The organism is Labrys sp. WJW (assembly GCF_001676615.1).
GTDB classification, from domain to species: Bacteria; Pseudomonadota; Alphaproteobacteria; order Rhizobiales; family Labraceae; genus Labrys; species Labrys sedimenti.
Genome location: NZ_LYXZ01000014.1, coordinates 43,197 through 67,876, shown reverse-complemented (window position 1 = coordinate 67,876; position 24,680 = coordinate 43,197). Strand labels below are relative to the sequence as shown.

The window sequence follows — 24,680 nt, the reverse complement described above, 5'->3', positions numbered from 1 at the left end:
GACAGATGGCTGACTCTCACGAGCCGGTGCGAAACTACCCGACGCCCGACGAGACCAACACGGTAGCGCAAGAGTTTCCGCGCATCCGTGTTGCAATTATCATGATCGGGCAGGACGTTGGCGCTATTCTGACGGCTTTGGATGGCAAGGCCGCGAAAATTCACCAGCACGGCTTTGCAGATATTCCCGGCCTGCAAGAAGCGCTGAACGGTAAGCTCAACGTCGGCGCATCCTTCGGACTCGACGATTTAACCGACGTCGACGTTGCTGGTGCGGCAAACCTGCAGGTTCTGATCAAGAGTGCCACCGGGTGGATACCTGGCGTCGTCAGTGCCAACAACCTCGCCGATTGGGATAGCACCTTGTCGTCGTCGAATGTGGCGCGGTTGAATGTTAACCAGTCCTGGACAGCGCAACAGAACTTCACCGGCCTAAATGCGGTAAGCGGCCAATATACCGGCTATCTGTTCGTACCGACCGAGGCGTTGGGAACGGCGAATACCCGCGCCGCCAGCACGGCTTTCGTGAAAAACGAACTTGATGCCCGTTGGTCCGCAAGCGGATCAGCCCTCGTTTACGCGAAGACGTCGGGTGGCTTCGACGTTTCGGCGGAAGTCCGGAACGCGGCAACTGCGAATAATTCGAACGCCCAATACAAGCTTTCGACGGGCCGGGCGAACGTCTATGGCTTCCTCTATGTCAAGAACGACACGGCATCCGCAGGGTTCGCCGGCATATCGTTCGGCCCGAGTGTCACGCAGCACACGGTCAGCGTCGACAGCCACTATTTCACGAAGCAGGACGGCACCGCGCTTGCCTTACTGGATGCTTCCGGCTTCGATCTGAAGTCTGGCACTCTGAAGGTAGCCGGCGCGCTTGTAAAAAGCGCCGCGTTCAAAGATTGGGCGACCGGGGCAGAATATGCCGCCAACGTGGCCGGCAAGGTGCTGGTGACCGATGAGGTTTGGAGTGCGGCCGCCCCCAAGCCTGCCACATGGGCATCCTCGCTGACCTTGGATTTCACCAAGATCAACCATTGGTTTGTGATGGGAGGCAACACGACGTTGGCAATCCCCACTGGCATGAAGGCTGGCCAGACGGGTTATATCTCGATCTACCAAGGCACCCCGGGTGGCCAAACATTATCCTTCGCCTCTTGCTGGAAGTTCGCGAATGGCGTCATCCCGGCGCTGTCGACCGGCGATAATGCATGGGACAAGCTCTATTATCAGGTTGAATCGGTTGCGCCGGGTAGCGAGCGGATCCATGCCAACCTAGTCAAGGCAATCAACTGATGTTGCCCGGCGATACTGCAACAATGATCGGCTTTCTTCGGGCCGTTGTGCCGCAGGTGATTACACATGGCACAGCTGGAACCTTCAATGACGTTGTTCCGCAATACAACGTGATGGTCATTGAGGGCTTTGCCGCTGCCGCGGGTGGTTGCAGCACCACGGCTAGCAGCTACGGGCGCGGAACGGCTGGCGGCGACACGACCGTTGCCGCCCTGTCGCTCTATGCGCAAGGTGGTCAACCGCCAGCCGGAACCCTCAGCAACAGTTCGCTTGGCGGCCTCGGGGGCATCGCCACGGGCGGTGATGTGAATATCTCTGGCCAGCGTGGTGGCGGGGCCTATGCGTCGTCCAATCCTGGCGGCAAGGGGGGCGATAGCGGCGGCGTTGGCTTTGGTGGGGGCACCGGTGGCGCCGCCCGCTACAGCGGCGGTGGCGAGCCGGGAACCCCATACGGTGGCGGTGGTGGCTCTGGCCTCAACGCGTCGGGTGCGTATTGCGGCGCTGGCGGCGGCGGCGGGTACTTCAAGAAGACCTACTACTACGGCCAAGCCGGCGCCCCCATCCCTGGCAGCACCCTAACAAGCGTCGTCGGAGCCGGCGGCGCTGGCGGTACGGCGGGCAATCCTGGCGGCGCCGGTGCGACGGGTGGCCTCCGCATCACCATTTCTTAGCTTCGAACATTGGAACTCGCACATGCTTGTCCGCATATCGACCTTGCAGCCTTGGCGAGGCGAGCCGATCGACGATATCCAGCATCCCGCCATCATCGAACAGCTGTGGTCCCCTTTTGAGCTGGCTGCAGTGGACTTGGCTGTTCCTGGCGCGTTTGTCGTTCCCCCCGGCAAGGTGACGGTTGGGGAGCCCTACTACGTCATGTCCGAAACCGGCTTCGTCATGACAAAATATGACGTCGCCGACGCCCCACCCCCACCCGTCCCCGAGGAGCTATCGCGCTGGCAATTCTTTGCCGCCGCAGCCATCGCGGGAATCATCACGCAACAGGAAGCCGAGGACGCGATTACCGGCCCGCTGCCCGCGCCGTTCGCCGCTTTCATTGCGACGCTGCCCGAGGGCGAACGGTTCACGGCGACGATGCTGCTACGCGGGAATCAAGCCTTCCATCGTCACCACGCCTTCGTTCAGGCGTTCCTAGAAGCCAACGGCATGACCGACGAACAAGCCGACGCGATTTGGCGCGCCGGCGCAACTCTCGGCACCTGATCTCAAACACATAGGAGTGGCAATGCGCATCCTGCTTTGCGGGTTGCTGGCGCTCGCCTTGACGTCGTGCGCCACGCGCCAGCCTGACACGCCCATTTGGGCGCGCACGGCAAAGGAAATCGGCAAATGGTGAGCCTGCTTTTGATCCCCGCGTTCGCAATTGCCAACCATGTTCGGGGCGGCGGCGGCCTTTTCGGCACTCGGGTGGTCGGGCTACTGCAGCGCATCCCCGGTAATGGCGACATTACCGCAGCGCCGTTCGTGGCCATGATGGCTTGGGCGGCCGGCGTGTCCACGTTGGGGTTGCCCGGCTGGGCATCGAGCCTGATTTTCGCTTTGTGCTGGCTTGCATGGTCAACGCCTGCATGGGGTTTCCTGCAGGGACTCGGCCGTGGACCAGGCCCCATCAATGAGCGTCAGCCCTCTTGGTATGAGGCGCTTTTCATTCGGGCGGCCGGTGGCAATCCTCATGTCGCCTTCGGGTTCCGCACCACTCTCTTTCTGATCCCCATGGCAATCAACTTCGGCTGGCTGTGGCTTATCCTCGGGCCGCTGCAAGTTGCGGCTTACGAAATCGGTTGGCGGATCAAATCCCCCGGCATCGCCGTAGGGGAACTGATGACGGGCGCCCTCTGGGGTGCGGCACTCATCCTCCTTGCGTGAGTGATCAACCATGCCAGTGCGGCTCAACATTTCGATTTGGAAGGGCAACACCTTCGAACGCGGGTTCGTGCTCCTCAACAAAGACCGAACGCCCGCCCAAATGGACGGATCTGATTTCGTCTTCATCATCACTTGGGCAGGCGGAAAAATCCGCAAGACGGTTGGCTCCGGCCTGACGTTCGATGCCGCCACCGGGCGCATCTGGTTGACGATCCCACCGTTGGAAACGCGCTTGCTGCCAACGGGGCAGAACGTTGCCAGGTACGAACTGGAACGGCGGGTCGGCGACTGGCAGGGATCCCCGTTGTACGGCTCCGTCACCGTGGAGGAATGGGCCAATGACGATTGACGTCATCGAGGTCATCGTTTCGTCGGAGCCGGAAGTCGTGGTCGTTGAGGTACCCGGCCCGCCGGGGCCTGCCGGCAAAGATGGGGATACGGTTCTTGATGACCTCCCCGACCTTACCCTGATTTTCAACAATGGGATCGTGTGATGTCATTCGCCACCAATATCCAGAACCTTGCAACCCGTATCGCAACTGAATTCAAGGCGGTGCGCACGCTAGTCAACGGCAATGCCGGTGACTTGTCCGGTTTGACGACAACAGCGAAGGCCAATCTTGTCGCGGCAATCAACGAAGTGAAGGCAGCGGTTTCGGCCGCCAGCGGTATCGATGATGGGGCGACGAGTACCGGGTCGACTTGGTCGTCATCGAAAATCCAACAGACGCTTACGGCTGCAATCGACGGGATCTTGAACGGCGTCCCCTCTGCCCTCGATACCCTTCAAGAACTGGCGGCGGCCCTCGGCAATGATGCCAACTTCTCCGGCACCGTGACCACCGCGCTCGGCAATCGGGTTCGCTTCGATGCGGCGCAGACGCTCACCGCGCCGCAGCAGGCCCAGGCCTGCGCAAATATCGGTGTCGGCGACCCGGCCACCAATTTCGTGACCACCTTCGAGGCGGGCTTGGCATGAGCCTAGCAGCCGGTGTCAACGATCTCGCGTCGCGGATAGCGGCCGAGATAAAGGCCATTGTCGGGCGGGTTTCACCGGCCGCCATTGTTGCCGTCTTCGACGGCGGCGGTTCTGTCATCCCCGCTGGCACAAAAGTGACGATCCCGGTTCCCGTCGCCGGGACGGCAAAAGATTGGACCTTGCTCGCGGACGTGTCGGGCGATGCCGTCGTCAACATCTACAAATGCACCTTTGCGGCTGCACCGCCTACGGTCGCCGACAAGATTACGGCCAGCGCCCCTCCTACCTTGGCGGCAGCTGCGAAGGCTACTTCAACGGCCCTCACGGGCTGGACAACCGCCGTCGCTTCCGGTGACGTCTTCACCTTCATTGTCGACAGCAACACCGCCGCGACCAAGCTTTCGATTGCGTTGAAGGTGCAGCGTTGAGCACGTCGTGGGATCCGACGCACTGGCATGCCCAGATGGTGTTGAGTAACGGCAACCTAACGATCACGGCGGCAACCGCATATTCAGTCTGCGGCATCGCCGTGGACCCGATAACCACGAAAAGCGTCTTCGGCCTTCGCCTCGACGATACCGATGGCAATGGGCAAGTGGCGTTAGGGGTAGCCAACGCCGGTGTCTACACCAGCAGCTATCTTGGCGGCGAAGCCAACGGATACGGCTTCTGGCCCGGTGACGAAGGCCTGTATTTCAACGGCAACAAGATTTCGACGGCCCCCGCTGCCCGTTCCAACGGCATGAAGGTTTGGGTCGCAGTCGACCCGACGCTGCGGAAGTTCTGGCTACGGGCCAACAATGACGCGTGGTTCGGCGGGACGTCGCCGGATCCGGCGACCGGTAGCGGCGGCATCGATATCGCCTTTTCCGGCGCCATTTACCCGGCTGTGGCCGTGACTCGCGCAGGTGAAGTGGCAACAGGCCTGTTCGCTGCTTCGTCGCTGGAAAACGTTCCTTCCGGGTTTGCCGAGGTCAATCCGCCTGCCGTGGCCACCGTAGCCACCGCCACCGTCTACATCATCGTCTAGCCGTTCAAACCCTCACGGCTGACAGCCCACCTAGTTCAACCCCGCCCCGCCACGGCGGGGTTTTTTTATGGAGCGCCCTATGAGCACGCCCACTTTCGGCATGTCGATTACGAGTGTCGACAACGAGCCGTTGCCGGCAATCACTTCCAACATGAGCGGTGTCGGCATCGTCGGCGTTGCACCCGATGCCGACGCGGCCGAATTCCCCTATGACCAGCCGGTTACGTTCTTTTCGAACGACGCCGGCAAGCTGGCGAAGCTGGGCAAGGCCGGCACGATCTACCGCGCTATTCAGGCCATCAACGCGCAGCTTGGGCAGTTGCAGGTAGCTGCGCAGGTGGTGGTTGTCCGCGTGCAGCCGGGAGCCAATACCGCGCAGACGATCGCCAATCTTCGCGGCGACATCAATGCGCGCACCGGCATGTTCGCCCTTCTCGATGCAGGTGAAGAACTCGGCATCACGCCGCGGCTCATCTGCGTGCCCGGCTTCACTTCCCAGAACGTTGGGTATGTCTCGGCTGTAAGTTTGACGGCCAACGGCTCCAAGCTGACCGAAGCGCCCACCATCTCGTTCACTGGCGGCGGCAGCGACCCGAACAAGATCCTGCCCACCGCTCATGCTGTGATGGGCGACGGCACGACCGGCCCGGTCGACACTGTCGTGTCGGTGGTCATCGACACGGTTGGCGCGAACCTGTCCGGTGTTGTGACGGCGACGTTCGCAGGTGGCGGCAACGCGGCCGACAAGGCCCTTCCCACCGCCACGGTGACTGTGGATACCGGATCCAATGCAATCATTGCCAGTCTTGGCGGTCTGCTGGATCAGCTGATGGCGGTTTCTGTCGTGGACGGGCCGGCCACCACTATGACGGATGGCATTGCTTGGCGCTCTACTATCTCGTCCAAGCGCATCATCCCGGTCGACCCGGCCGCCAAGATTCTGGACGAGGCCGGCAACATCGTCGTGGTGCCGATGTCGCCCTACATCATCGGCGTGGCCGTTCGTCGCGACCATGAATTCAACGGCCGCCCCTTCCGCTCTTGGGCCAATCAGCCCATCAACGGAATCGTCGGCGTCAGCCGTCCGATCTCGTTCTCCATCCTCGATGGCGCGAACGAGGGGCAGACGCTGCTTTCCCACAACATCGGCGTGGTCGTTCGCGGCAACAGCACCGATGGCGCTATCGGGGACGGCGGCTATGTCTATGTCGGCACGGACACCTGCAGCCCCGACGAACTTTGGCAGTTCTACAACCAGGTGCGCGGGCGCGACTATATCCACCTGATCTTTATCAAGACGCTGCGCTATTACCTCGGGCGCTTCAACATCACCGGCCAGGCGTTGCAGGCGGTGTTGAACACCATGGAATTCGCGCTCCGCGACTTGAAGGCCGATGATGACATTCTCGGCTACAAAATCAGGTTCGATACGACTTCCAACAGCCCCGAGAAGCTGCGGCAGGGCAAGATCTTCATCGGCTTCGCCGCTGAGGAACCCGCGCCGCTGCGCTTCATCGGCCTCAGTTCGGCCCGTTACCGGCCGGCGCTGGATACGCTGTTGACTGACCTGATGTCGCAACTCGACCTCGCAGCCTAACCCGCCACCACCCTCGTAACGCAGCAGCCGCAGCCCGCACCATCGGGTGCGGCTGCCTTGCTTTGGAGCCTGCACTATGTCCAATTCCCTGTACTTCATGGAAGCCGCCAACCTGTATTGCGGCGACACCGACCCCACGAAGTCCAAGCACCTCACCATTGAGGACGTCACCTTTTCCGACCTGCAGGCGCAGTACGCCGACCATCACCCTGGCGGCAGCTATGTCGGTGTCGAATTCGAGGTGGGCGTTAACAAGCTGAATTTCTCGTTCAAGCTCAAGGGCTGGGATCCGGACCTGCTGAAGCAATTCGGCCTCGGGACCCGCCTCAAGAACACCTATACGGCCTATGGCGTCATCCGCGACAAGCGCACCGGCCGCGCCATCGAGGTGAAGGTCATCGCCGAAGCCCGCCTCGGCAAGGCCACCGCCGACCAGTTCACCCGCGGCCAGGGCCTCGGCTTCTCCTACGCTCTCAATGAGATCACGCACTACGAAATCCACTTCGACGGTGCGGAAATCTTCTATTGGGATTTCTGGACCAACACCCTGCGCACGGGTGAGGAAGACCAGAACACCGACGTGAACCGCATCCTGCGGATCCCCAACGCCTCCTGACAATTCGCCTCGACATCGACGGCCGCGTTCGCGCGGCCGCCCCTTTTTCACATGGAATCATACCCGTGAACGCAAATGCCTCGTCCGAAGCCGCCGCTTCCACCTCGCCCGAATCCACCGCCAAGACGGCCACGCCCGCCCCGACGCACGTCCGCGCGTCCGAGCGCTTCACGACCGTGCCCCTCGAATGGCCGGTCGAGTTCGGCGGCACCACCTTCTACAGCGTTGGCGTACGCCGCATGACGGTTGAGGAAATCGAAGGCTTCACCGACCGGGTTCGGAATGCCGAATCCCGCGGCGAGAAGGCCCCGACGCGCTTTCCCATGTTCGATATTCCGGATGAGGTATTTGCCATCCTCGACGTCGACGACGCCGACAAGGTGGACGAGGTGGCAGCCCGTTTTTTGCCCCGCCGCTACCTGGACGCCCCGGCGCCCGCGCAGTCCCCGGCGGCTGGCGACGCCTAGCCGCCCTGGTGATGGCGACATTTCCGCGCCTTTCCCTCCAAGAGATTCGAGCCATGGATTGGCACGAATTGATCGAATGGTGGGATGAGGCGCGGCTCCTCAAGGAAGGCGCAGGGGCACCCCTCGAATGACTGCATCTATCGCCGAACTGATCATCAAGCTGCAGGATGATGCTTCCGCACACGCCAAAAAGGTGGCGGAATCCCTCAAGAAGATCTCGCAGGCGGAAAAGGAAGTTGGCAGCGGTTCCGCTGCCATGCAGAAGCTGACGAACGAACTCCGCAAGCAGCAGGAACAGCTGGGGCGGGTCGGCTCAGTTCGGACGATGCAGCAGCGGCTTTCCGAACTCACGGCCACCTATGACAAGGCACGCCAGCGGGTTCGGGAACTCGGCAATGCGCTGCAGGCTTCGGCGAACCCGACCGAGCGCATGCAGAGGGCCTATGAGAAGGCCGCCCAGCATGTGAAGCGAACCACGGATGCCATCAGCAGCCAGAAGTTCGCGATCCAGCAGGCCGAAAAAGAATTCGGCGCGTTCGGGAACTCGGCAAACAAGCTGGTGACGGCTGAAAACCGCGTCAAAGAGGCCATCGAGCAGACGACGGCCGCCCTCCGCAAACAAGTCCTTGCCGAACAGAACGCCGCGAAATTGGAAGCCCGCCGCGAGCGCCGACGAGCCGTCATCGGCACCATGGCGTCGGGTGGGGCCATGTACGTCGGCGCGAAGGCAAGCGAGGCCGTGCGAGGTGTCGGCCACACCTATCGCGAGTTCGACAAGGAACGCCGGTACGGCAAGGCGGTGATGGGCATCACCGATGCGGAGCAAGCGCCGCTCATCGACCAGGCCATCCACATGGGTGCCACCACCAAATACAATGACGTGCAGGTGTTGGAAGCCCAGCGCGATCTTGCCGCGCGCGGTGTCAGGCGTGACGCCATCCTTGGCATGATGCCGGACGCTGCCACGCTCGGCCAGGGTTTCGACCTGTCGCTGCCAGATGCTGTGAAGCAGATGGAAGGCGCGATCTTCACCTTCAAAAAGGACGTCTCGACGGTGGCGGCTGCTGCGGAGGCGGCAAGGCAGACCGCTGACGTGCAGGTGAAGGCCTCGAAAATATCCGGCATGACGCCCGAGGATATCCGTCAGATTTACAAGTATGGCGGCACGCCGGCGTACATGGCTGGTATCAGCGAACAAAACCTGTTGGCGTTCGGCGCTATCAGCAAAAAGGCCAACATCGGCGGCGACGAGGCAGGCGTTGCCTTCCGCGCTCTCATGGCCTTCGGGCAGAAACCGACCCGCGGCGCGAAGGAAGCCATGCTCGCCAACGGGCTGGACTATTCCAACTACCAGCGCAACCCCGACCGCATCGAGGTGGACCCGTTCGTCAAGAACGTGGCGGCGCAATACGGCGTGGCGCTCAACGAAGAGGCCCGGGCCGGGCTTAAGAAAATCTTCGAAGACAAGTCGATGATTTCGGACCCGGCCAAATTCACGCCGGCCGTTATGGGTGTCCTGGCTGACAATCTCGACGGCGACGACGCCAAGGCCAAGAAGAGCATTGCCGGTATGGCGAACCGGTTCCGCGATGCCTCGATGCGCGGCGTGGATATCAACGCCCTCATTGAAGATCTGATGCCGAAGATTGCGGGCAACCTCGCCCTTGCAAACGCCGTATTCGGTTCGAAGCAGGGCGGCCGCATTGCTACCGCGCTTGGAGATTCCAAGACCTTCAAGCACATGATCGACGAACTCAACAATCATTCGGACGGCTACGCAAAGTCCGTCTCTGATGAGCGTATGGGCGGTTTCGACGGTGCAGTTTCCCGCTTTGAAGGTGCGGTGAAGAACCTCGAAACGGCTGTGGGCCGCTCCCTCGACAATTCCGGGACAGGCGGATTCCTCACCAATATTACCGACGCCACGGGGAAATTTGTGCAAGGGCTTGCCGAAGCCAATCCCAATCTGTTGGCGTTCGGCAGCGCCGCCGGATTGGCAGCCAGCAAGGTTGCCGAGTTCTCAGGCGCTTGGGGACTCGTAAACAACCTACTGGAATTCAAATCAGCCACTGCCCTGACAGCGGCGGCCGGTGAATTGACGGTAGCCGCGAGGGCTCTGCAGGGCGCAGCTGCTACCGGTGGCGCTGCTGATGCAGCAGGCGGCGCGAAGGGCGGCAAGAAGGGTGGGAAATGGAATGTAGCCGCCGGCATAAGCGTGGGTGCTGCCATCTTGGCGGCTGGGCAAGAGGGAATGGACTATCTGTTCCCGAAGCTTCCCCATCCCACGACAACCAGAACCGGGAAGCCATACGACCCCGAGGCAGAATTCAATCTGTCGATTTGGGATCGCGCCAGACGCATGTGGGGTGGCTATAAAGAGGGGCCGAACACGTGGGCAACTGCGCCCGCGACTTCCGACATGTCATTGCGCGGCATGGCTGCGAAATACCCGCAGGGCGCTGCCGGCGTCTCTCGAGCCCCAAATGCCGGGTGGACCCCTCCGTCGTCTGGTGGCCAGAACTATCAAGATGACGTGGACAAGGCGAAGCAAGCGGGCGGCGAAATCAAAAGCGCCCTCGATGTGACGGCAGCACCGAAAATCGACCTTTCGTCCATTCAGGCGGCGCAGGCGGCGGCAAACCAGCTTGTGGCCACCATCGAGAAAATCAACGGAATGTTTGTGCGCTCGCCAACCAGCGGCCAGGCGGTGCGAGGCGTCAATGCTGACGTCGGCATCGGGGCCGGGCCATAGGACTCACCATGCTTGCCATTCTTGGACCCGTCATCTTCGAAGTCTATCCCGTGAACATCACGGATTACGAGCGCACCACCGAAGCCGGGCTCGTCGAGAAACCGGTCATGGGGCGTCGCCCTCCCCTCGAATTCGTCGGCGACGGCCCCGAAAGCTTCACCATCACGATCAAGCTGTTCCCCGAAAAGCTTGGCGGGCTGGGCAGCTTGTCCGATCTCGACGCAATGCGGCAATCGGGCATCGCCCAATACTTCATGCGCGGCGATGGCGTGCCCCTCGGGTGGTTCTGTGTCGGCGGCTGCTCTGAGAAATCCACCTATCTGGGGCCGCACGGAGTCGGACGCGTCATTGACGCGTCGCTCACCCTGAAACGGGACGAGCCGCCGTCCGGCCCTGACTTCTTCGCCTCCATTTCCTGGCTGTTGCAATGACCGATTACGAGACCGTCACCGTCCGAGGTGACAACCTGATGGTGGATCTCATTCTGTGGCGGCGCTTCAAGCGCGTGGTGCCCGGCCTGCTGGAACGGACGCTTGCCGCCAACGAAGGACTTGCCGACCTCGGGCCTATCCTGCCCGTTGGCACGGTGTTCAAAATCCCTATCGAGGCACCCGACGTAGTGACACCTCGTCGGCCTGCCGTCCGCCTGTGGGATTGAACCATGGCCACCAAAACCATATGCGTTGTCACGATTGATGGGCAAAACGTCTCGTCGGCGATCATGCCTTACCTGACGGACATCACCATCACCGACAAGGCCGGCAACACACAAGACACCTGCCAATTCGAATTCGACGATCGCAACGGGCAGATTCTGCTGCCGCGCCAGGGCGTGCCAGTGTCCGTTGAACTCGGGAATGATGAGAACCCGTCCCAAATCGCATTCACTGGTACGGTCGACGAGGTTACTTCGAAGGGATCCCGGTCCAGCGGTATGACGCTATCGGTGTCCGCCAAGAGTGCTGACACGAATTCAAAGGCGAAGCAGCCTCGCAAAAAGCATTGGGATAAGAAGAAGATCGGCGAAGTGCTGTCCGACGCCGCCAAGGATTCGGACATTGACGAAGTCGTGGTCGCCCCATCCTTGGCGGAAATCACCCGCGAATATTGGGCCATGCAGAATGAAAGCTTTCTCGCCTTCGCACAGCGCGTGGCGCGGGAGGTGGGCGGCACCTTCAAGGTCGTAGGGCGCAAGGCCATCGTCGCCGACAGGAACGCAGGCAAAAGCGCAAGCGGGCAGGATTTGCCGACGTTCGCCGCGGTGATGGGCGTGAACCTCATTTCATGGGATATCAGCCCCGAAATGGGGCGCCCTCGATACAAGACGATCAAGGTTCGGCACTACGACAAGAAGCAGGCCAAATGGGTAGAGGAAGAGCAGCAGGTCCAGGACGACGGCGCTAAGGCCGAATTCGTCGACCGGTTTACAGCCGCCGATAAGGACGAGGCGAAGGCTCGGGCGAAATCGCACGCCAAAACGTCCGAGCGGGAAAAGGGCGGCGGCACCATCGTCGTGGATGGCAGCACCGCCCCCCAGCCCGAGGCAACCGTTATCCTGATCGGCGCCCGCCCCGGTGTTGACGGCACGTACACCATCGACACCGTGACACAGAATTATTCCCGGTCTGGTTGGACCACGTCGCTGTCAGTGAAGAAGCCAGCCGGCGAATCCGGGAAGGACAGTCGCGGAAGCAAGACGGCGGCCAAGGGCAAGTAGCCATTATTTGCCCTTGAAGATCTCCAGTTCCTTCGCCAGCAATACGACGCGCTTATTTTCGATGCCGCCGATGTCATCCATGGTCGAACCCAAAAGCGTAAATCGAATTGTACGACGGCACTTTTTTGTAAATGTCGACTTCACCGAGTCGCAGTCATTTTCGAGCATCGTCCGCTCGTTATCTGGCGTGATTTTCCTGGCTACAATCATGACGGTCATGCCACGGCCATTGCTTGCACAGCGGTATTCGTCTTTATCAGCGTACAGGCATTGCGCGTTTCGCCACTCGACGGCCGTACCTTTGTATTTGTTGGGTGAGACGTAAAGATCATCCGAGTCCACAACCTTGTAAGACTTAGGCTTTTCGTCCGCATCCTTTTCCGCCGTTGCAATTGAAGCGTCGTATTTGCCTTGAGCGACCGAAATAGCCTGTTCAAAGCACGCCGCTTTGCTGGCCTCCGTCTCTTCCTGTCGGCATTTTCCGCCGTCTTCGAGCACAGCGCGTAGAATACCCGTGTTGGCATCGTCAGCCATTGCCGAGTTTGCGCCGACAATAGCGATCGCCGCAATAAGTAGTGCCCGCACATTCATGTAGTCGCCTCCCCATATAGCTGAGGCGGATGGTAGCGGTGCTCTGCGCTTGAAGTCCAGAGCCATTAGTGCGGCAAATATTCTGCCGCCCCCCTTTAGGAAAACTCAATGTTGAAAGTACTGGCGGCAGCCGGCGCGCTGTCGTGCGCCATCATCACAACCGGAAAAGCAGAAACGGGCGTCGCCAGTTGGTACGGCAGCGAAAGCGGATCCCGCACCGCGAATGGCGAACGTTTCCCGACTTCCGAGCGCACTTGCGCCCATCGGACTGCACGATTTGGCAGCCGTCTGCATGTTACCGACCTCCGCACAGGCCGCGCCGTCGTGTGTCGCGTCAACGACCGCGGGCCATTCATTCGGGGGCGCGTCATCGATTTGAACCCTGCCAGCGCCAGGGCGCTCGGCATGTCGGGCACGGCCAAAGTGCGCGTGTCCCCCCGCCCCTAAGTCACCACGTTGGAGCTATCCATGACGCCCGTTACCCTCGATATCATCCGCAAGATTGCCGGGCCGCTTTCGTCCGCGCAGGTGGCCAACGCCAACAGCGTCATTGCCGGCCTGAATGCCTACGGCGCGCGGCTCGGCCTCGACCAACCTCACCGCATCGCCCACTACCTGGCGCAGGATCTTCACGAGTCCGGCGCCTTCAAGTGGGACCGGGAGATTTGGGGGCCGACGCCGGCCCAGAAGAAGTACGAGGGGCGCGCCGATCTCGGCAACACACAGCCTGGTGACGGCCATCGCTTCATGGGCCGGACTGGCATTCAGATTACCGGGCGGGCGAACACCGCGGCGTTCCGCGATTGGTGCCGGAAGAATATCGATCCCAACACGCCAGATTTCGAGGCGAAGCCGGATTTGATGAACACCGACCCGTGGGAAGGTGTTGGCCCCCTCTGGTATTGGTCGACGCGTGGGCTCAACCGCTACGCCGACCGAAACGACATCGAGACGATCACGAAGAAGATAAACGGCGGCTTGAACGGATTCGCCGACCGCCTCGATTGGTATGCGAAGGTCGCCCTTGTCCTGCTGGGCTACGGCCCCAACGACGTGCGGCAGTTCCAGACGGCTGCAAAGCTGTCGCCTGTCGACGGCGATGCAGGGCCGCGCACGCGGGCCGCGCTCCACACCGCCTTGGTAAACCTGACGAAGGCCACTGCCCGCACCGCCGACGTGCAGGCGGCACCGGTGCAGGTGGAAAAGACCGTGACGGTTCCGGTACCCGTCGACCGTCCGACCGTTCCCGTCGAGGTGGACAAGGCTGTGAAGCGCCGCACGGGCTTAGGCGGCTGGCTACTCGGCATCGGCGGTGGCGTCGGCTCGGCATTGTCCGGACTGCTTGGCGCAGACTGGCAAACCGTGCTTGCCATCGGCGGCGTCGCCCTTGTCGCCCTCGTCGTCGTGCTGCTTCTGCGACATCAGATCGTGGGCGTCCTGCAGGACGTTCGCGCCGACGTCGAGGGGTGAGCCATGGGCCTCATCTCCGTTCGCGGCTGGCTGATCATCGTCGCCGTTGTTGTCGTCGTCGGCTTCCTCGGGTGGATAGCCACCGCACTTTTGGAAGCCGGCGGACAGCGGGAACTCACCCGAATCGAAAAGCAAGATAGGAGCGCAGTAGATGCGGCTGCCAAGGCTCGGAATACTCGTCGCGCTTGCGTTGACGCTGGCGGCGTGTGGGACACTTCGACCGGCAAGTGTGAGCGGCGGTGAGTGCAGGGTGTTCGAAGCACCAAAAACCGTCGTTCACGGCAAGACGCCAGCTGACCAGGGCTGGATAGACGACACCATAGAAAGCGGTGTCGCGGCCTGCCACTGGCCCCGACCGAGGCCACGGACATGATTGTGTCGCGCGTTATCCTCGGGGCCAAGCTGCATTTCCGCGAACGGTTTTGGGAATGGCTGTTGGCAAGCATCCTGGCAGGATGCGCCTATGTCATCCTGAAACCGGATGCAGTTTTCGGCCGCTCCCCCGCCTACGACATCATGCAGTCTGTGGCGGCAGAAGAGACGTGGGGAATCGTCTTCATGCTGGTGGCTTTCATTCGGCTCGTTGCCCTGACACTCAACGGCACGTTCAAAGTGTTCCGCCGGTTCTCTCCGCTTGTGCGGGCGGGCACGGCATGGCTTTCGGCAAGCGCGTGGGGGCTGATCGTCATAGGCCTTTGGCAAGCGGACATATCCTCAATCGGCGTCGTCACCTATCTGGGCTTGATGGTGGGCGATTTGTTTCTTGCGACCACTATCGCCGACGAGGCCGGCGACGCCGAAAGGATGTATCGGAATGCCGACGCCCCCTGATTCTGACGCGTGGTACGGGTGGGCGATCGTTGCGGGTGGTATAGCGGCGGCTTTTTACAAAGGTGTCGCCAACTATTTTCGGAGCAAGAACTCCACCGCGCCGGCACGTCTGCCGGCCGTCAATGGCTCCGACGATGCCATGCGGGCCGATATCAAACGGATCCGCGAAATCTTGGAAGAGCAGCACGACAAAACCGTGTGGCGCGAAGAGGTCGACGCGGAGGTTGACAGGCGTATCGCCAAGCAAAGGGCCATCGAGGCCGAGCGGCGGGAACGCGAAGACCGAGAAAACGCCCAACGGGCAATTGAGCGGCGGGAGCGCAGGGCCGCTATTATGCGCAACAAGTCCAGGAGGCCCCATGATGAAAGCTCATAGGGTGACAGCGCGGACGCTGCGCATTGCCGCCGGCATCGAGGCCAGGGCGGCGCAGCTGGGCATGACGCCGCTTATGCTGGCGGCACGGATGATTGAGGAATGCACCGTTGAGGCGCAGCCCGAGCCCCAGCCCGTAGGCGCTGCAACCGAGCCTCCGCAACGACCCTTGCGGGCCGAAAATCGCTATTGAGAATCAGACGCCCCTGCCCTCGCGGCCGGGGCGCTTTTTTCGCTCATAAGCTTGGCCAGCAGTTGCGGCCTGTGGGATTTCGCCACGGCATTGTATGCGGCCAGGAAAGCGAAGGCATATTCCGGCACCGGGATGGCGTGCCGCGTGTTGGCAAGCCAGCGGCTGACGGTGTTCAGGCTGACGCCAAGCACGGCCGATAACGTGGTCTGCGACATTTCGGCAGAAGACATCATATCTTCAAGCTGTTGGCGGCGGTCTGACATCGGAACTCCTATACGTACCGTATACTACACGGGGCGATAGGGCGCAACGCGATCAGCCCTGTCTTGACGCTCGATCCTTGCGAGAACAAAATAAGAACACACACTGAGGCGAGCATGTTCCGATGACAATTTACGGATGGGTCCGGATGCACATGTTCTTCGTGCCGGCCGAAGGCGGAAACCAATATTGCGTCGAGGATTGGGGGTGGCGGCCGGATCCTGGGCAGACCGACGCCAAGCCCAATCGGGAAGAACCATATCAGACTATCGCCGCGTGCGACGGCATCATGATGGCACGGGCAGCGTTCAAGGAAGCGGTAAAGGAGCGGCCAAGAAACCTCATCTTGCTTCGGCAAGGCATGCGCGTGATTCTCGATTCTCAGCGGCTCGAAGATGGCAGCATTTGACGGCTACTGTGTCACCGGCGCGGCTCGATCCCTTCGGCATGCGCCCGTTTCACGTCATCCCAAGTGGCGTACGCCTCGCGCCGCGGGTCCAATTCATCGAGCGGCAGCGCCTGCAGGCGTTCCGCCACCCGCATTATCTGATTGGGCTCGCCCTCTCGGTGAAGGACAGCCATTAAGCCGGCGCATTGCTGCGGCTTGTCTCCTGGCGACGGACATTCGTCGTCGGAATAGTCCACCGTCTTGTGGCACTGAAACGAGGTGGCGCGCTGGATCTCATCCAAGCGCCCGGGTGGAAGCCGGAACATCGACCCCAGCCCAATTCGGAACGGGCAATTTTTGCAAGGCGATTTCAGGTCGAACACGGCGGGGCCTCGTCGTCGGAAGATTTCACGCCGGCCGTCTTCCTCGCCCATAGCAAGGCGGCAGCGCGGTCGATGAACGCCCCGCCTCTGACGTCCTCACCGGTCTCCGGCTGGCGGGCATGTGGATAGCAGGCATAGCCAGCGTCGAGGACATAGGCGACCAACTCACCGGCATCCGTCCGCAATTCGGCCTTCGGGAGCGTCGTGCCCTCATATGTTTCATCGAACATGCGCCACGTCGCGCCGACGAGGTTGGATTCGGGGGAGTGCCACCCGGCCCGGTCGGATTCCCGCTTCCCCCTCACAACCGCCATTCGCTCCATGGCGATAGCTCGCGCCGTCTCGGGCGTGCCCATCGGATACCCCGAGCGCCGATTGTTTGCCATGAACGCCAGCGTGCGCATGGGTATCTCAACCGCCCCAGCCGCGACGGCCAGTGCCCTCTTGCTCATGGCGATGTCGTAATGGTCACCCTGGTACCACTTGCGCGCGACGCCGATTTTTCTGGCCATGGCGTGCAATTCTTCCTCGGTATCGGCGATCATGTGCGACATCTTCATACGCCGGAACTGGCCCAGCGGCACCTTGTGCATGTCGTCGACGTAGACGGTCATGGCTTGGGCTCCCGGTGTGTCCGCAGGGTTTTTACCTTCTTGGCCCCGCGCGGCCTCAATTTCCGATGCTTCGTTTGGCGGCCGTCCTCGTCGGGCCAGCAGCCGTAGCCAACCGCAGCTTGGGGGCTCATCTTCCCGTGGCCGGTTGTCACTGAGACGGGCGCACGTTCCTTCACAGCCGGTCCTCCCACTCCGCAACCTTCACGCCGCAGAGAACCGCGAAGAACAGCGGCCAATAGAAAAGCCACAGGGCGCAGGCCAAGAGTTTGATGACGGTACCGGTGCCGGGCCGGTTCTCATGCATGAACGAGGCGGTGAACATGAAGCCCAGCAGCCAGACGAAGAGGGCGGCAGCGCCGTAGGAAAAGCTAATTGTGATCATGGTTCTTCCTTCCACCTGGCAGATGGCTGCGCAGGTATTTGACCTGTTTCGTCAGCTTGCGGATTTCGTCACGGATGGCCTGCGGCCACAGCCGGCGGGCGTAGCGCAGGTGAGCGTCTCGCGCCGTCGTCGACAGCAGTTTGTGCCGGTCAAGCGCCATCGTGACGGAGGCGGCGGCTAGCACCTTCTCGATATCAGTGGGCGGTTTCTTGGGCATCACGCCGCCAGGACAACCAGAAAGGCTATGAAGATGAGCCAGCCCCAGCCGTCATGCCCGGTGCACATCACCGCGCCCGCCATGATGCAGATCAGGAGTGCCAGGACATTGCGGTCAATGGAGAAGGTGTATTTGGTTCTTTTGGGCTGATCGGTCATATCACACCGCCATCGACGTATCTTTGAGCGCGAAGTCGCGTTCGGCCTGCTTGTCGAGGTCGAAGGCGCGCATCAGCCATTGCGGCTCGGGGTGCCATTCCGTCGCGCCGTAATGAATGGAGATCGGCACAGCGTTCCGTTCGCCCACTTCGCCGCGCCAGTTCATATAGGTGAAGGTGATGGCACGGGCCGGATCCCGCTTTTCCTTCTCAAGCTGCGCTGCGATGTCGGCGACCTGATCCAGATGCTTCTGCACCTCGGCATACCGGAAGCGCGTAAGGCCCATCACCAACCGCACCGCTTCGACTGTGGCGGCTTCCCGATGCTCGGGGACGTAGCAGCCGATATAGTCGAGAAGCGTGCCGACCGCCGTTCGCAACGGGTCGCCATCGCCACCTAACTGCGCTGGTGCCGGCTTGGCGGCATTCAGAATGGTCAGCAACTCTCTATCGCTGACGGTGACGGAATACGGATGCTTCCACCCGCCCGTGAGGAGGTCGGGAACAGACGCGCTTTCCCGAATGTACCAGCCTTGATCACGCGCATGTTCGCGCAAGCTTTCGGGTGTCCACGCTACCGGCTTCCCCGCAGGCGCGGCGGCGAAGTAGTGGCCGACAAGGTCGCAAACCATTTGGATGGCCTCGGCCTCGTCTTCGGCACTGCCCGGCGCGCCCATGTTGTTGGCAGTTGCAAAGGCATATGCCGCCTTCTTGGCGGCTTCGCGGTCAATCTGCATTGTGTTCCCCCGTAACGTCGATTGCGAACACCTCGACCGGGTCGGGGCCGAAGTGCGGATGCGTGATTGTCTCGATGGTGGAGCCGCGCCACTGACGGACGATGCGACGATCGTCGTCGCCGGCCTTTGGGTATCCCCGTGTCAGGACGATGCTGTCATAGGTCCGCCCGAGTAGGCGCTTGCACCAGAAAGCGTTGACGCGCCGGTATTCCCTCGGTTTCGTCCCGGCCTTGATGGCGTCGAAATACTCGCCCTTGAGAGATAGGTGCAGCGTGCTCATGGCGCGCCCTCACCCGCGCCGCGCATGTCGGCGATATCTTTCTCGCGAATGGATGGGCAGCCGGACGGGTAGAGGTATGCCCCGACGTGCATGCGTTCGTGGATGAAATCGCCATCCGAAAGATACACATTCACGTCGTATCTGTTGCCCGCCTCGATCTCCTGCCGGCAACGGCAGCAGGTGTAAGGCTTGCGCGCCATGTGGCTTGCCGAGCGCAGGTGCGTGAAGGAAGGTGCGTCGCTGTCATACATCGCCGCCGCCCCTCGCGAGGATCATCGCGTCGGCCAAGGCATATGCCCATCTGGCGAAGTGATGAGGCTCGTTGCGTTCGCCTTCGCGACCAGGGTATGCGGCAAGGCCGGCCAAAGCCTGTCCGGCGAACCAATCCCGTAATGACATGCCTTCGTGGATCGGTTGATACTCGGGCACGTGCGCGCCGTCGTAGCGCCCTCCACCGAACACGACCTTGCCTTTCAGGCCCAAGGGGAACGCCGCCCCACCGTCTTTCACCGGCATGGCGTCCCCCTTTCGGCGGCGCGGTCCAACCGCTCGATTTCAGCGATGATGAGGGCGGCGGCTCGGACCAGGTCCTGGCGGCGTCCTTTAGGCTTCCACCACTTCGCGGCCCACGGCCACCACGCTACGGCGCGGCGCAAATTCGTGACATATATGCGCGCTGCCGCCGTCATTGCGTAGGCAATCGCTGCCTTCGTCATACTGAAATCGGTGTGCGCGTCGTCGTGCTCGGGCGTCCAGCCTTCCACCGTCACCTGTCGACGGCGCTCGGCAAGCACGTCTACGATCGCCCGACTGTCTTCGCCATGAAACGGAAGCCAGCCTATCGGAGTGCCATGCCCCTGCGTGAAACAATCGTGCGTCCAGTTCCAACCAGCGAGCAACCATTCGTCATCGTCGGCGGTCTCCTGCTGATTGAAGCCTATTGTCCACGTAGGTTGGTCGCTGTCTTCCAGCGCGCCGTCACCGTCCGTGTAGTCGACGAGAAGTCGAACAATCGTCCCGTCACGGGGGCAGGTTTCAATCGGGCGCGGAATTGGTTTCGCGTTTTCAGCTGACACGACGCAGCCCCCTGACGACGAAGCCGGCCAGCACCAGCACGTTCGCGGCGATGACAGCGGTGAGGATAGGATTGTTGGCGACGAGGACAGCGGCGCTATAGACGAGGAAGGTCATTGCTTGCCCTCCCTTGGCGTCAGTTCCGCCGCTGGAAGGCTGTCAAGATAGGCCTTCAAGTCATCGGCAAGCACGACGGTGCGGCGGCCGATCTTGCGAGCGCGCAATTTTCCCTCTCGCAGCAGGTAGTACAGCGCCGACATTTTGAGGGTGGTTGCCTCGCAGGCCTCTTTGACCGTGTAGGCTAGTTTTTGGGGCGGGGCGGTGTCTGCGCCCCCGCTCCCCTGTATCTGCGACATTGCGTAGAACCTCGCACGCTTTCAAGTGAACGTGCGAGAGTATTTGCATATTGCAAATATGTTTGCAACTTTGAAAACACTAGCCGGTCGATTTTACCAGCTTGGCAGGCGGATCCGAAACCGCCCCAAGCGGAATGACGGCGCGTGCCGCCACCTCGTCCATGGCGTCAATGATGTATGCCGAATAGTGCTTTTCGATCATTTCCGTGGAAGTGTCGTGCAGTGCCGCGACGAGGCGCACCGGCAGCATGGCGCGCAGCCCCCGCACGATGCTGGAATGGCGCAGCGCGTACGGAATGATGTCGACCGGTAGCTCTGCCACCTCAAGCGTCTTCCGCCACAGGCGCGACATTTCCGTTGCGTTCTGCCACGGGCCGCGCCGGTCCTTCACCCACACGATTGGGCTTTCTTGCCGGTAGCGCCAGCGCTCCAAAAGCGGATCAGTGCTCTTTCTGCCGGCGATGGCCGGTCGCAGCGCGTCGACGACATCTTGCCCAATGGGGACCGCGAATCGGGACACCTTCTTTTCGCCTGTCCCCTTGAAGGACACCGGGACCATGATTCGGTTGTTGTGGCGTTGGACGTCGCCGACAACATGCCGAGACGTTTGACCGAATCGAGCACCGGTCGCGGACAGAAGGAGCACCAGCCGGTACCAGTCCCCCTCCCACCCGTCGCGGTCGTCGACCGTTTTGGCTGCGGCGATGATGGCGCGGATCTCCGCATCCGGCAGCACCTGAATATCGCGGTCGCCGGCCGACCCGCCCCCAGTGACTTTCAGCCCCTTCTTGATGATGGCGGGCAAACCAGGTGGTGCACCCTTCGTGCCGGCAGCGGCATTCAGAGCGGCCTTGAAATCATTCACCAGCCGCTTGACCGACGTCACCACCAGCCCGTCAAGGCCGTCGAGCCATTTCGAAAGGTCGTCTTCCGTCAGTTCGTGAAGCGACTTGTCCGAAATTGATTCGACGCTGAGAACGTGTCCCGTCAACCGCGAGCGGGCATCCCGCTTCAACGGCTTGCCCGGCCGTTGCGCGGCCTCCTTCTTCTCCCTGGCAGCAATATAGGCGTCCACGGCGGTGCGTACTGTTTGCACCGGTCCCGAGGCCTCTATCACCGCCTTGGCGCGAAGGTCGGCAATCGTCTCTTTAACCTTGGCAACGGCCTGACTGTAATCCAGCACGTCGAGGCCATTGGCTGGGCTCTCGTCGTCCGTCGCGCCGGGCAGCGTACCTTTTCGATATACCCCCTCGATACGCCAGCGATATTGCCAGCGGCCACCCTTGGCGCGGCTGCGATAGCCGATGTGGATATCTGGCTCGAGTTCACGCCAATATGGTTCGGCCCTCACCGCCAGTTTCGAGCGCAGATTGCGCGTCGTAATGAGTGCGTCGGGTACTTCCCTGCCCACTTCACAGCCCCCAAGCTAGGTAATATCTAGGTAATACATGCCAGTGAAAGCGGGTGCAAGCCAGCGCAACAATTTCAAATAAGCCATTGATATTGCTATAAGCCGGTGAAAGCCCATGGAAACCAGAACCCCTAGTTTTCCGCCCTCTCACGGCGAAAACACCGGTTCGAGTCCGGTTGGGAGCGCCATTCGCTTTTTCAGGCGCCCGGGCAAGCATTTCCATTGCACCCACCGGTTTGCAGCGCCTTCTGGCGCCTCGCGGCAGGTCATTTCATGCGCAAATGAAAAGCGCCGCGGTTTCCCACGGCGCCCGGTAGATTTTCATCACGGATGGCGAAGCAGCCTGCGCGTCAGCGCATGCCAACCAGGCGCTTGGGCGTACGATATTCAACGACCACAGCCCGCGGAGCGACAGCCGCACGGGGGGACTTGGCGATCGGCAGGCTGAGACGGCGCTCGACCGGCTTCACCGACCGCTTGGCGACCGCACGCACTTCCTCGACGCCGACACCGAGCAGCGATGCGGCAATCTCGACCTGCTGGTCGAAGTCGTCATTGAGGCACTCGGCGGCGAACAAGGCTTCCTCGATGGTCGGGAGGGCCTGCTTGACGCGCCTGCTGCCGAATTTCGTGTTCCAGGTCTCGCTCACGGATCTATGCCTTCTCTTTCACTTGACGGCACCATAGCAGGATTCGCGCAATGTTGCAGTGCAACAAAGGCTGAGCAGCTATGCGTTGCAATTTCGGCAAATGTTGGGAAGACCGCGCCCCGGATACCACCTGCCCTGTGCGAATAAGGCCGCTGCCTTAGGGATGTCCGGCACATCTCTCCAGCCGGGTCAGCAATAATTTTCGGCCAGACAAAGTACCCCCAACGCCAGCGTGGCCTCGTTCAGCAACCCGTGGGTGATTAGGATGGGATCCGACCATGCAAGGAGGCGTGGCGCCTCAAATACCTCTGCGTAAGAAATACCCAAAAAGGATAAATGACCCAATGGAATTCTAGAAATCACCCTCCCTAAATCGCTTAATCATGACAATTCTAATCCGCGCGCTTCCCTAGCTAATGCTGTCAGAACACCTGTCACCATCTGATCGCAATGCGGTACATTGCGTTAGACTGCGATGCAAAAACGCAACAGGCCGCCCGATTTCCAAGGGATCAGCTCTGAACATGCTTAATAAGCCTTCACTTTTCAGCTGTCGCAGCGCTATGATCGCTTCGATTGGATACCGCGTTGACCCCCACCTTCGAGTAACGGTTCGATATTTGTCATGACATTACGCTTCCCTCGCCTGGCACCGGTGCTGTTCACCCTGCTTGCTGCCTTCTCCATGCAGACGGCCGCTGCCCAGACCGCCCCGGCGAAGCAGGGACCCGAAGTCATCGGTGACGTCGTCGGCCTGACGCCGGCCGTGCATGGTTCGATGTCCGGGCGCCTGGAAATCGGTTCCAGCGTGCATCAGGGCGAGAAGATCGTCACCGGCCCGAGCGGCGTGATCGAATTGCGCTTTCTCGACAACACCCATCTGATGCTCGGCTCGAAGTCGTCCGTCACGCTCGATAGCTTCGTCTATGCCGGCAATGGCAAGGCCAAGTCGGTCGTGCTGCAATTCGCCAAGGGCGCCTTCCGCTTCGCCACCGGCGATTCGGCCAAGAGCGCCTACAAGATCCATGCCCCCCAGGCTTCGATCGGCGTGCGCGGCACCAAATTCCAGGTCGATTCGCGCACGCCCACCAGTGCGATCACGCTCTATGAGGGCAAGACCTTCATCTGTCCGCCGCGGCGCCCCATTCGCTACTGCAAGCTGGTCAAGCCGGGCGAGACCGCGCTGGTCGGCGAGGACCGTATCATCCGCATCGTGCCCGCCGCGGGCTCGCCTACCGAGCATTGCACGGGCACGCCCAATTCCAAGATCTGCGACACCTTTGGCGGCAAGTAAGGGCTTCGAGCCGAGCTGACCAGGCAATTGCAGGACAGGCGGGCCCTTCGGGGCCCGTTTCCGTTTGTGCGCCCGGGATGTCAGAACTTCTTGCTGAGAAATTTCGAGCCGCTCCAGCCGAAGCGCCAAGGCCGCTCGACCGCCTTGCTGATGCCGATACGCGGCCCCGTAGCGATGGGCGGCTCATGGGATCGGCGCAGCAGCTCGAAGGGAGGCTGCGTCAGCGCCAGCCCGTTCTGGCTGCCGGTCAACCCCAAGGCCTGGCAGAGCCGTCCCGGTCCGGAACACAGCAGCGCCGGATTGGCGAGCCCCCGCCTCTGTGCCATGCGATCCAGCCCCATCGTCGGCTCCAGTGCTCGCAGCAGCACCGCGCTGGCGCGGCCGGGCTCGCCGGAGACGATATTGGCGCACCAATGCATGCCGTAGGACAGATAGATGTAGATGTGGCCCGGCGGACCGAACATCACGGCATTGCGTGGTGTCGGCCCGCGAAAGGTGTGGGAGGCCGGATCGTCGCGATCATAGGCTTCGGTCTCGACGATGACGCCTCCGACGCCGTCGACCAGAAGAGTCATGCCGATCAGATCTTTGGCGACGGCGAGAACATCGCGCCTGTAGAACGCGGCGGGAGCATAGACCAGGGCGGAATCGGGCATTTCTCAGATTTTGAAAGATTATTGG

General features: G+C 61.4%; 41 protein-coding genes and 1 tRNA gene. 25 read left to right on the top strand and 17 right to left on the bottom strand.

The window, feature by feature from the left end; genetic code table 11:
* Positions 1-5 precede the first annotated feature (5 nt).
* From BA190_RS09355 to BA190_RS09285, 16 genes are all read left to right on the top strand, one after another.
* Complete coding sequence (locus BA190_RS09355) at positions 6-1,295, top strand: hypothetical protein (protein ID WP_068285507.1); 1,290 nt, start codon at positions 6-8, stop codon at positions 1,293-1,295.
* Positions 1,296-1,318: 23 nt separating this feature from the next.
* Entirely contained in the window at positions 1,319-1,966 is a 648-nt protein-coding gene (locus BA190_RS09350) for a hypothetical protein (protein WP_156771440.1), read from the top strand.
* A gap of 22 nt (positions 1,967-1,988) precedes the next feature.
* The gene (locus BA190_RS09345) at positions 1,989-2,516 is read left to right on the top strand and encodes a hypothetical protein (RefSeq protein ID WP_068285504.1); all 528 of its coding nucleotides are present in this window, start codon (positions 1,989-1,991) and stop codon (positions 2,514-2,516) included.
* Positions 2,517-2,642: 126 nt separating this feature from the next.
* Positions 2,643-3,179, top strand: a complete 537-nt coding sequence (locus tag BA190_RS09340; RefSeq protein ID WP_068285499.1) for a hypothetical protein — start codon at positions 2,643-2,645, stop codon at positions 3,177-3,179.
* 10 nt (positions 3,180-3,189) lie between these two features.
* Complete coding sequence (locus tag BA190_RS09335) at positions 3,190-3,528, top strand: hypothetical protein (protein WP_068285498.1); 339 nt, start codon at positions 3,190-3,192, stop codon at positions 3,526-3,528.
* Positions 3,518-3,673 carry a hypothetical protein gene (locus BA190_RS35840; protein WP_156771439.1) on the top strand — a complete coding sequence of 52 codons (156 nt, stop codon included), beginning with the start codon at positions 3,518-3,520 and terminating at the stop codon, positions 3,671-3,673. Before BA190_RS09335 ends, BA190_RS35840 begins: the two co-directional genes overlap by 11 nt.
* The gene (locus BA190_RS09330) at positions 3,673-4,158 is read left to right on the top strand and encodes a hypothetical protein (protein WP_068285496.1); all 486 of its coding nucleotides are present in this window, start codon (positions 3,673-3,675) and stop codon (positions 4,156-4,158) included. Before BA190_RS35840 ends, BA190_RS09330 begins: the two co-directional genes overlap by 1 nt.
* Positions 4,155-4,586: a hypothetical protein gene (locus tag BA190_RS09325; RefSeq protein WP_068285494.1), complete on the top strand. Its 432-nt coding sequence runs from the start codon at positions 4,155-4,157 to the stop codon at positions 4,584-4,586. Before BA190_RS09330 ends, BA190_RS09325 begins: the two co-directional genes overlap by 4 nt.
* Positions 4,583-5,188 carry a hypothetical protein gene (locus tag BA190_RS09320; RefSeq protein ID WP_068285493.1) on the top strand — a complete coding sequence of 202 codons (606 nt, stop codon included), beginning with the start codon at positions 4,583-4,585 and terminating at the stop codon, positions 5,186-5,188. The genes BA190_RS09325 and BA190_RS09320 overlap by 4 nt, the downstream gene beginning before the upstream one ends.
* A 79-nt stretch (positions 5,189-5,267) precedes the next feature.
* Positions 5,268-6,785: a phage tail protein gene (locus BA190_RS09315; protein ID WP_068285489.1), complete on the top strand. Its 1,518-nt coding sequence runs from the start codon at positions 5,268-5,270 to the stop codon at positions 6,783-6,785.
* Between the two features lie 76 nt (positions 6,786-6,861).
* On the top strand, positions 6,862-7,401 hold the full coding sequence (locus BA190_RS09310; RefSeq protein ID WP_068285488.1) for a phage major tail tube protein: 540 nt from the start codon (positions 6,862-6,864) through the stop codon (positions 7,399-7,401).
* A 65-nt stretch (positions 7,402-7,466) separates the two neighbouring features.
* The gene (locus BA190_RS09305; protein ID WP_068285485.1) at positions 7,467-7,868 is read left to right on the top strand and encodes a hypothetical protein; all 402 of its coding nucleotides are present in this window, start codon (positions 7,467-7,469) and stop codon (positions 7,866-7,868) included.
* Positions 7,869-7,995: 127 nt separating this feature from the next.
* A complete protein-coding gene (locus tag BA190_RS09300) occupies positions 7,996-10,620 on the top strand; it encodes a phage tail tape measure protein (RefSeq protein ID WP_068285484.1) in 2,625 nt (874 codons plus the stop codon).
* An 8-nt stretch (positions 10,621-10,628) separates the two neighbouring features.
* Entirely contained in the window at positions 10,629-11,051 is a 423-nt protein-coding gene (locus BA190_RS09295; RefSeq protein ID WP_068285482.1) for a phage tail protein, read from the top strand.
* Positions 11,048-11,278: a tail protein X gene (locus BA190_RS09290; protein ID WP_068285479.1), complete on the top strand. Its 231-nt coding sequence runs from the start codon at positions 11,048-11,050 to the stop codon at positions 11,276-11,278. Before BA190_RS09295 ends, BA190_RS09290 begins: the two co-directional genes overlap by 4 nt.
* A 3-nt stretch (positions 11,279-11,281) precedes the next feature.
* Positions 11,282-12,337, top strand: a complete 1,056-nt coding sequence (locus BA190_RS09285) for a phage late control D family protein (RefSeq protein WP_068285477.1) — start codon at positions 11,282-11,284, stop codon at positions 12,335-12,337.
* A gap of 3 nt (positions 12,338-12,340) precedes the next feature.
* Here BA190_RS09285 and BA190_RS09280 read toward each other — a convergent pair whose 3' ends face one another.
* The gene (locus tag BA190_RS09280) at positions 12,341-12,928 is read right to left on the bottom strand and encodes a hypothetical protein (RefSeq protein ID WP_068285476.1); all 588 of its coding nucleotides are present in this window, start codon (positions 12,926-12,928) and stop codon (positions 12,341-12,343) included.
* 108 nt (positions 12,929-13,036) lie between these two features.
* Between BA190_RS09280 and BA190_RS09275 the strand changes: the two genes are divergently transcribed.
* From BA190_RS09275 to BA190_RS09250, 6 genes are all read left to right on the top strand, one after another.
* Positions 13,037-13,375 (top strand): septal ring lytic transglycosylase RlpA family protein, encoded by a 339-nt coding sequence (locus BA190_RS09275; protein ID WP_068285474.1) that lies wholly within the window; start codon positions 13,037-13,039, stop codon positions 13,373-13,375.
* A gap of 21 nt (positions 13,376-13,396) precedes the next feature.
* Complete coding sequence (locus BA190_RS09270) at positions 13,397-14,398, top strand: chitinase (RefSeq protein ID WP_068285468.1); 1,002 nt, start codon at positions 13,397-13,399, stop codon at positions 14,396-14,398.
* 3 nt (positions 14,399-14,401) lie between these two features.
* Positions 14,402-14,641 (top strand): hypothetical protein, encoded by a 240-nt coding sequence (locus tag BA190_RS09265; RefSeq protein ID WP_068285466.1) that lies wholly within the window; start codon positions 14,402-14,404, stop codon positions 14,639-14,641.
* 126 nt (positions 14,642-14,767) lie between these two features.
* Positions 14,768-15,229 carry a hypothetical protein gene (locus tag BA190_RS09260; RefSeq protein WP_068285464.1) on the top strand — a complete coding sequence of 154 codons (462 nt, stop codon included), beginning with the start codon at positions 14,768-14,770 and terminating at the stop codon, positions 15,227-15,229.
* Entirely contained in the window at positions 15,213-15,605 is a 393-nt protein-coding gene (locus tag BA190_RS09255) for a hypothetical protein (protein ID WP_068285462.1), read from the top strand. The genes BA190_RS09260 and BA190_RS09255 overlap by 17 nt, the downstream gene beginning before the upstream one ends.
* A complete protein-coding gene (locus BA190_RS09250) occupies positions 15,589-15,795 on the top strand; it encodes a hypothetical protein (RefSeq protein WP_156771438.1) in 207 nt (68 codons plus the stop codon). The genes BA190_RS09255 and BA190_RS09250 overlap by 17 nt, the downstream gene beginning before the upstream one ends.
* Here the strand turns inward: BA190_RS09250 and BA190_RS09245 are convergent.
* Positions 15,789-16,058, bottom strand: a complete 270-nt coding sequence (locus tag BA190_RS09245) for a helix-turn-helix transcriptional regulator (protein WP_068285459.1) — start codon at positions 16,056-16,058, stop codon at positions 15,789-15,791. The two genes, BA190_RS09250 and BA190_RS09245, sit on opposite strands and share 7 nt — an antisense overlap.
* A gap of 146 nt (positions 16,059-16,204) precedes the next feature.
* Between BA190_RS09245 and BA190_RS09240 the strand changes: the two genes are divergently transcribed.
* Positions 16,205-16,465 carry a hypothetical protein gene (locus BA190_RS09240; protein WP_156771437.1) on the top strand — a complete coding sequence of 87 codons (261 nt, stop codon included), beginning with the start codon at positions 16,205-16,207 and terminating at the stop codon, positions 16,463-16,465.
* Between the two features lie 11 nt (positions 16,466-16,476).
* Here BA190_RS09240 and BA190_RS09235 read toward each other — a convergent pair whose 3' ends face one another.
* The 13 genes from BA190_RS09235 to BA190_RS09185 form a co-directional block, all read right to left on the bottom strand.
* Positions 16,477-16,827 (bottom strand): hypothetical protein, encoded by a 351-nt coding sequence (locus tag BA190_RS09235; RefSeq protein WP_156771436.1) that lies wholly within the window; start codon positions 16,825-16,827, stop codon positions 16,477-16,479.
* The gene (locus BA190_RS09230; RefSeq protein WP_068285453.1) at positions 16,815-17,441 is read right to left on the bottom strand and encodes a DUF4031 domain-containing protein; all 627 of its coding nucleotides are present in this window, start codon (positions 17,439-17,441) and stop codon (positions 16,815-16,817) included. The genes BA190_RS09235 and BA190_RS09230 overlap by 13 nt, the downstream gene beginning before the upstream one ends.
* 172 nt (positions 17,442-17,613) lie before the next feature.
* On the bottom strand, positions 17,614-17,823 hold the full coding sequence (locus BA190_RS09225) for a hypothetical protein (RefSeq protein WP_068285451.1): 210 nt from the start codon (positions 17,821-17,823) through the stop codon (positions 17,614-17,616).
* Positions 17,810-18,040 (bottom strand): hypothetical protein, encoded by a 231-nt coding sequence (locus BA190_RS09220; RefSeq protein ID WP_068285449.1) that lies wholly within the window; start codon positions 18,038-18,040, stop codon positions 17,810-17,812. Before BA190_RS09220 ends, BA190_RS09225 begins: the two co-directional genes overlap by 14 nt.
* Positions 18,040-18,198 (bottom strand): hypothetical protein, encoded by a 159-nt coding sequence (locus BA190_RS35835; protein WP_156771435.1) that lies wholly within the window; start codon positions 18,196-18,198, stop codon positions 18,040-18,042. The genes BA190_RS09220 and BA190_RS35835 overlap by 1 nt, the downstream gene beginning before the upstream one ends.
* Before the next feature lies 1 nt (position 18,199).
* Positions 18,200-18,934, bottom strand: coding sequence for a hypothetical protein (locus BA190_RS09215; protein ID WP_068285443.1), 735 nt, complete (start codon positions 18,932-18,934; stop codon positions 18,200-18,202).
* Positions 18,924-19,214: an RNA-binding protein gene (locus BA190_RS09210; protein WP_068285441.1), complete on the bottom strand. Its 291-nt coding sequence runs from the start codon at positions 19,212-19,214 to the stop codon at positions 18,924-18,926. Before BA190_RS09210 ends, BA190_RS09215 begins: the two co-directional genes overlap by 11 nt.
* Positions 19,211-19,465 (bottom strand): hypothetical protein, encoded by a 255-nt coding sequence (locus tag BA190_RS09205; protein WP_068285440.1) that lies wholly within the window; start codon positions 19,463-19,465, stop codon positions 19,211-19,213. Before BA190_RS09205 ends, BA190_RS09210 begins: the two co-directional genes overlap by 4 nt.
* Positions 19,458-19,730: a hypothetical protein gene (locus BA190_RS09200; protein ID WP_068285439.1), complete on the bottom strand. Its 273-nt coding sequence runs from the start codon at positions 19,728-19,730 to the stop codon at positions 19,458-19,460. Before BA190_RS09200 ends, BA190_RS09205 begins: the two co-directional genes overlap by 8 nt.
* Complete coding sequence (locus tag BA190_RS09195; protein ID WP_068285438.1) at positions 19,721-20,290, bottom strand: hypothetical protein; 570 nt, start codon at positions 20,288-20,290, stop codon at positions 19,721-19,723. The genes BA190_RS09200 and BA190_RS09195 overlap by 10 nt, the downstream gene beginning before the upstream one ends.
* Positions 20,280-20,405: a hypothetical protein gene (locus tag BA190_RS37045; RefSeq protein ID WP_256390523.1), complete on the bottom strand. Its 126-nt coding sequence runs from the start codon at positions 20,403-20,405 to the stop codon at positions 20,280-20,282. The genes BA190_RS09195 and BA190_RS37045 overlap by 11 nt, the downstream gene beginning before the upstream one ends.
* Positions 20,402-20,644 (bottom strand): helix-turn-helix domain-containing protein, encoded by a 243-nt coding sequence (locus BA190_RS09190; RefSeq protein ID WP_068285437.1) that lies wholly within the window; start codon positions 20,642-20,644, stop codon positions 20,402-20,404. The genes BA190_RS37045 and BA190_RS09190 overlap by 4 nt, the downstream gene beginning before the upstream one ends.
* Before the next feature lie 79 nt (positions 20,645-20,723).
* Complete coding sequence (locus BA190_RS09185) at positions 20,724-22,055, bottom strand: tyrosine-type recombinase/integrase (protein ID WP_068285436.1); 1,332 nt, start codon at positions 22,053-22,055, stop codon at positions 20,724-20,726.
* Between the two features lie 94 nt (positions 22,056-22,149).
* On the opposite strand from BA190_RS09185, the gene BA190_RS35830 reads away from it, so the two are divergent.
* A tRNA-Ser gene (locus tag BA190_RS35830) sits at positions 22,150-22,243 on the top strand.
* A 162-nt stretch (positions 22,244-22,405) separates the two neighbouring features.
* On the opposite strand, the gene BA190_RS09180 is transcribed toward BA190_RS35830, so the two are convergent.
* Positions 22,406-22,705: a hypothetical protein gene (locus BA190_RS09180; RefSeq protein ID WP_068285434.1), complete on the bottom strand. Its 300-nt coding sequence runs from the start codon at positions 22,703-22,705 to the stop codon at positions 22,406-22,408.
* Between the two features lie 625 nt (positions 22,706-23,330).
* Between BA190_RS09180 and BA190_RS09175 the strand changes: the two genes are divergently transcribed.
* Positions 23,331-23,999 (top strand): FecR domain-containing protein, encoded by a 669-nt coding sequence (locus BA190_RS09175; protein ID WP_068285432.1) that lies wholly within the window; start codon positions 23,331-23,333, stop codon positions 23,997-23,999.
* Positions 24,000-24,079: 80 nt separating this feature from the next.
* Here BA190_RS09175 and BA190_RS09170 read toward each other — a convergent pair whose 3' ends face one another.
* Positions 24,080-24,655, bottom strand: coding sequence for a DNA-3-methyladenine glycosylase (locus BA190_RS09170; RefSeq protein WP_068285430.1), 576 nt, complete (start codon positions 24,653-24,655; stop codon positions 24,080-24,082).
* Positions 24,656-24,680 lie beyond the last annotated feature (25 nt).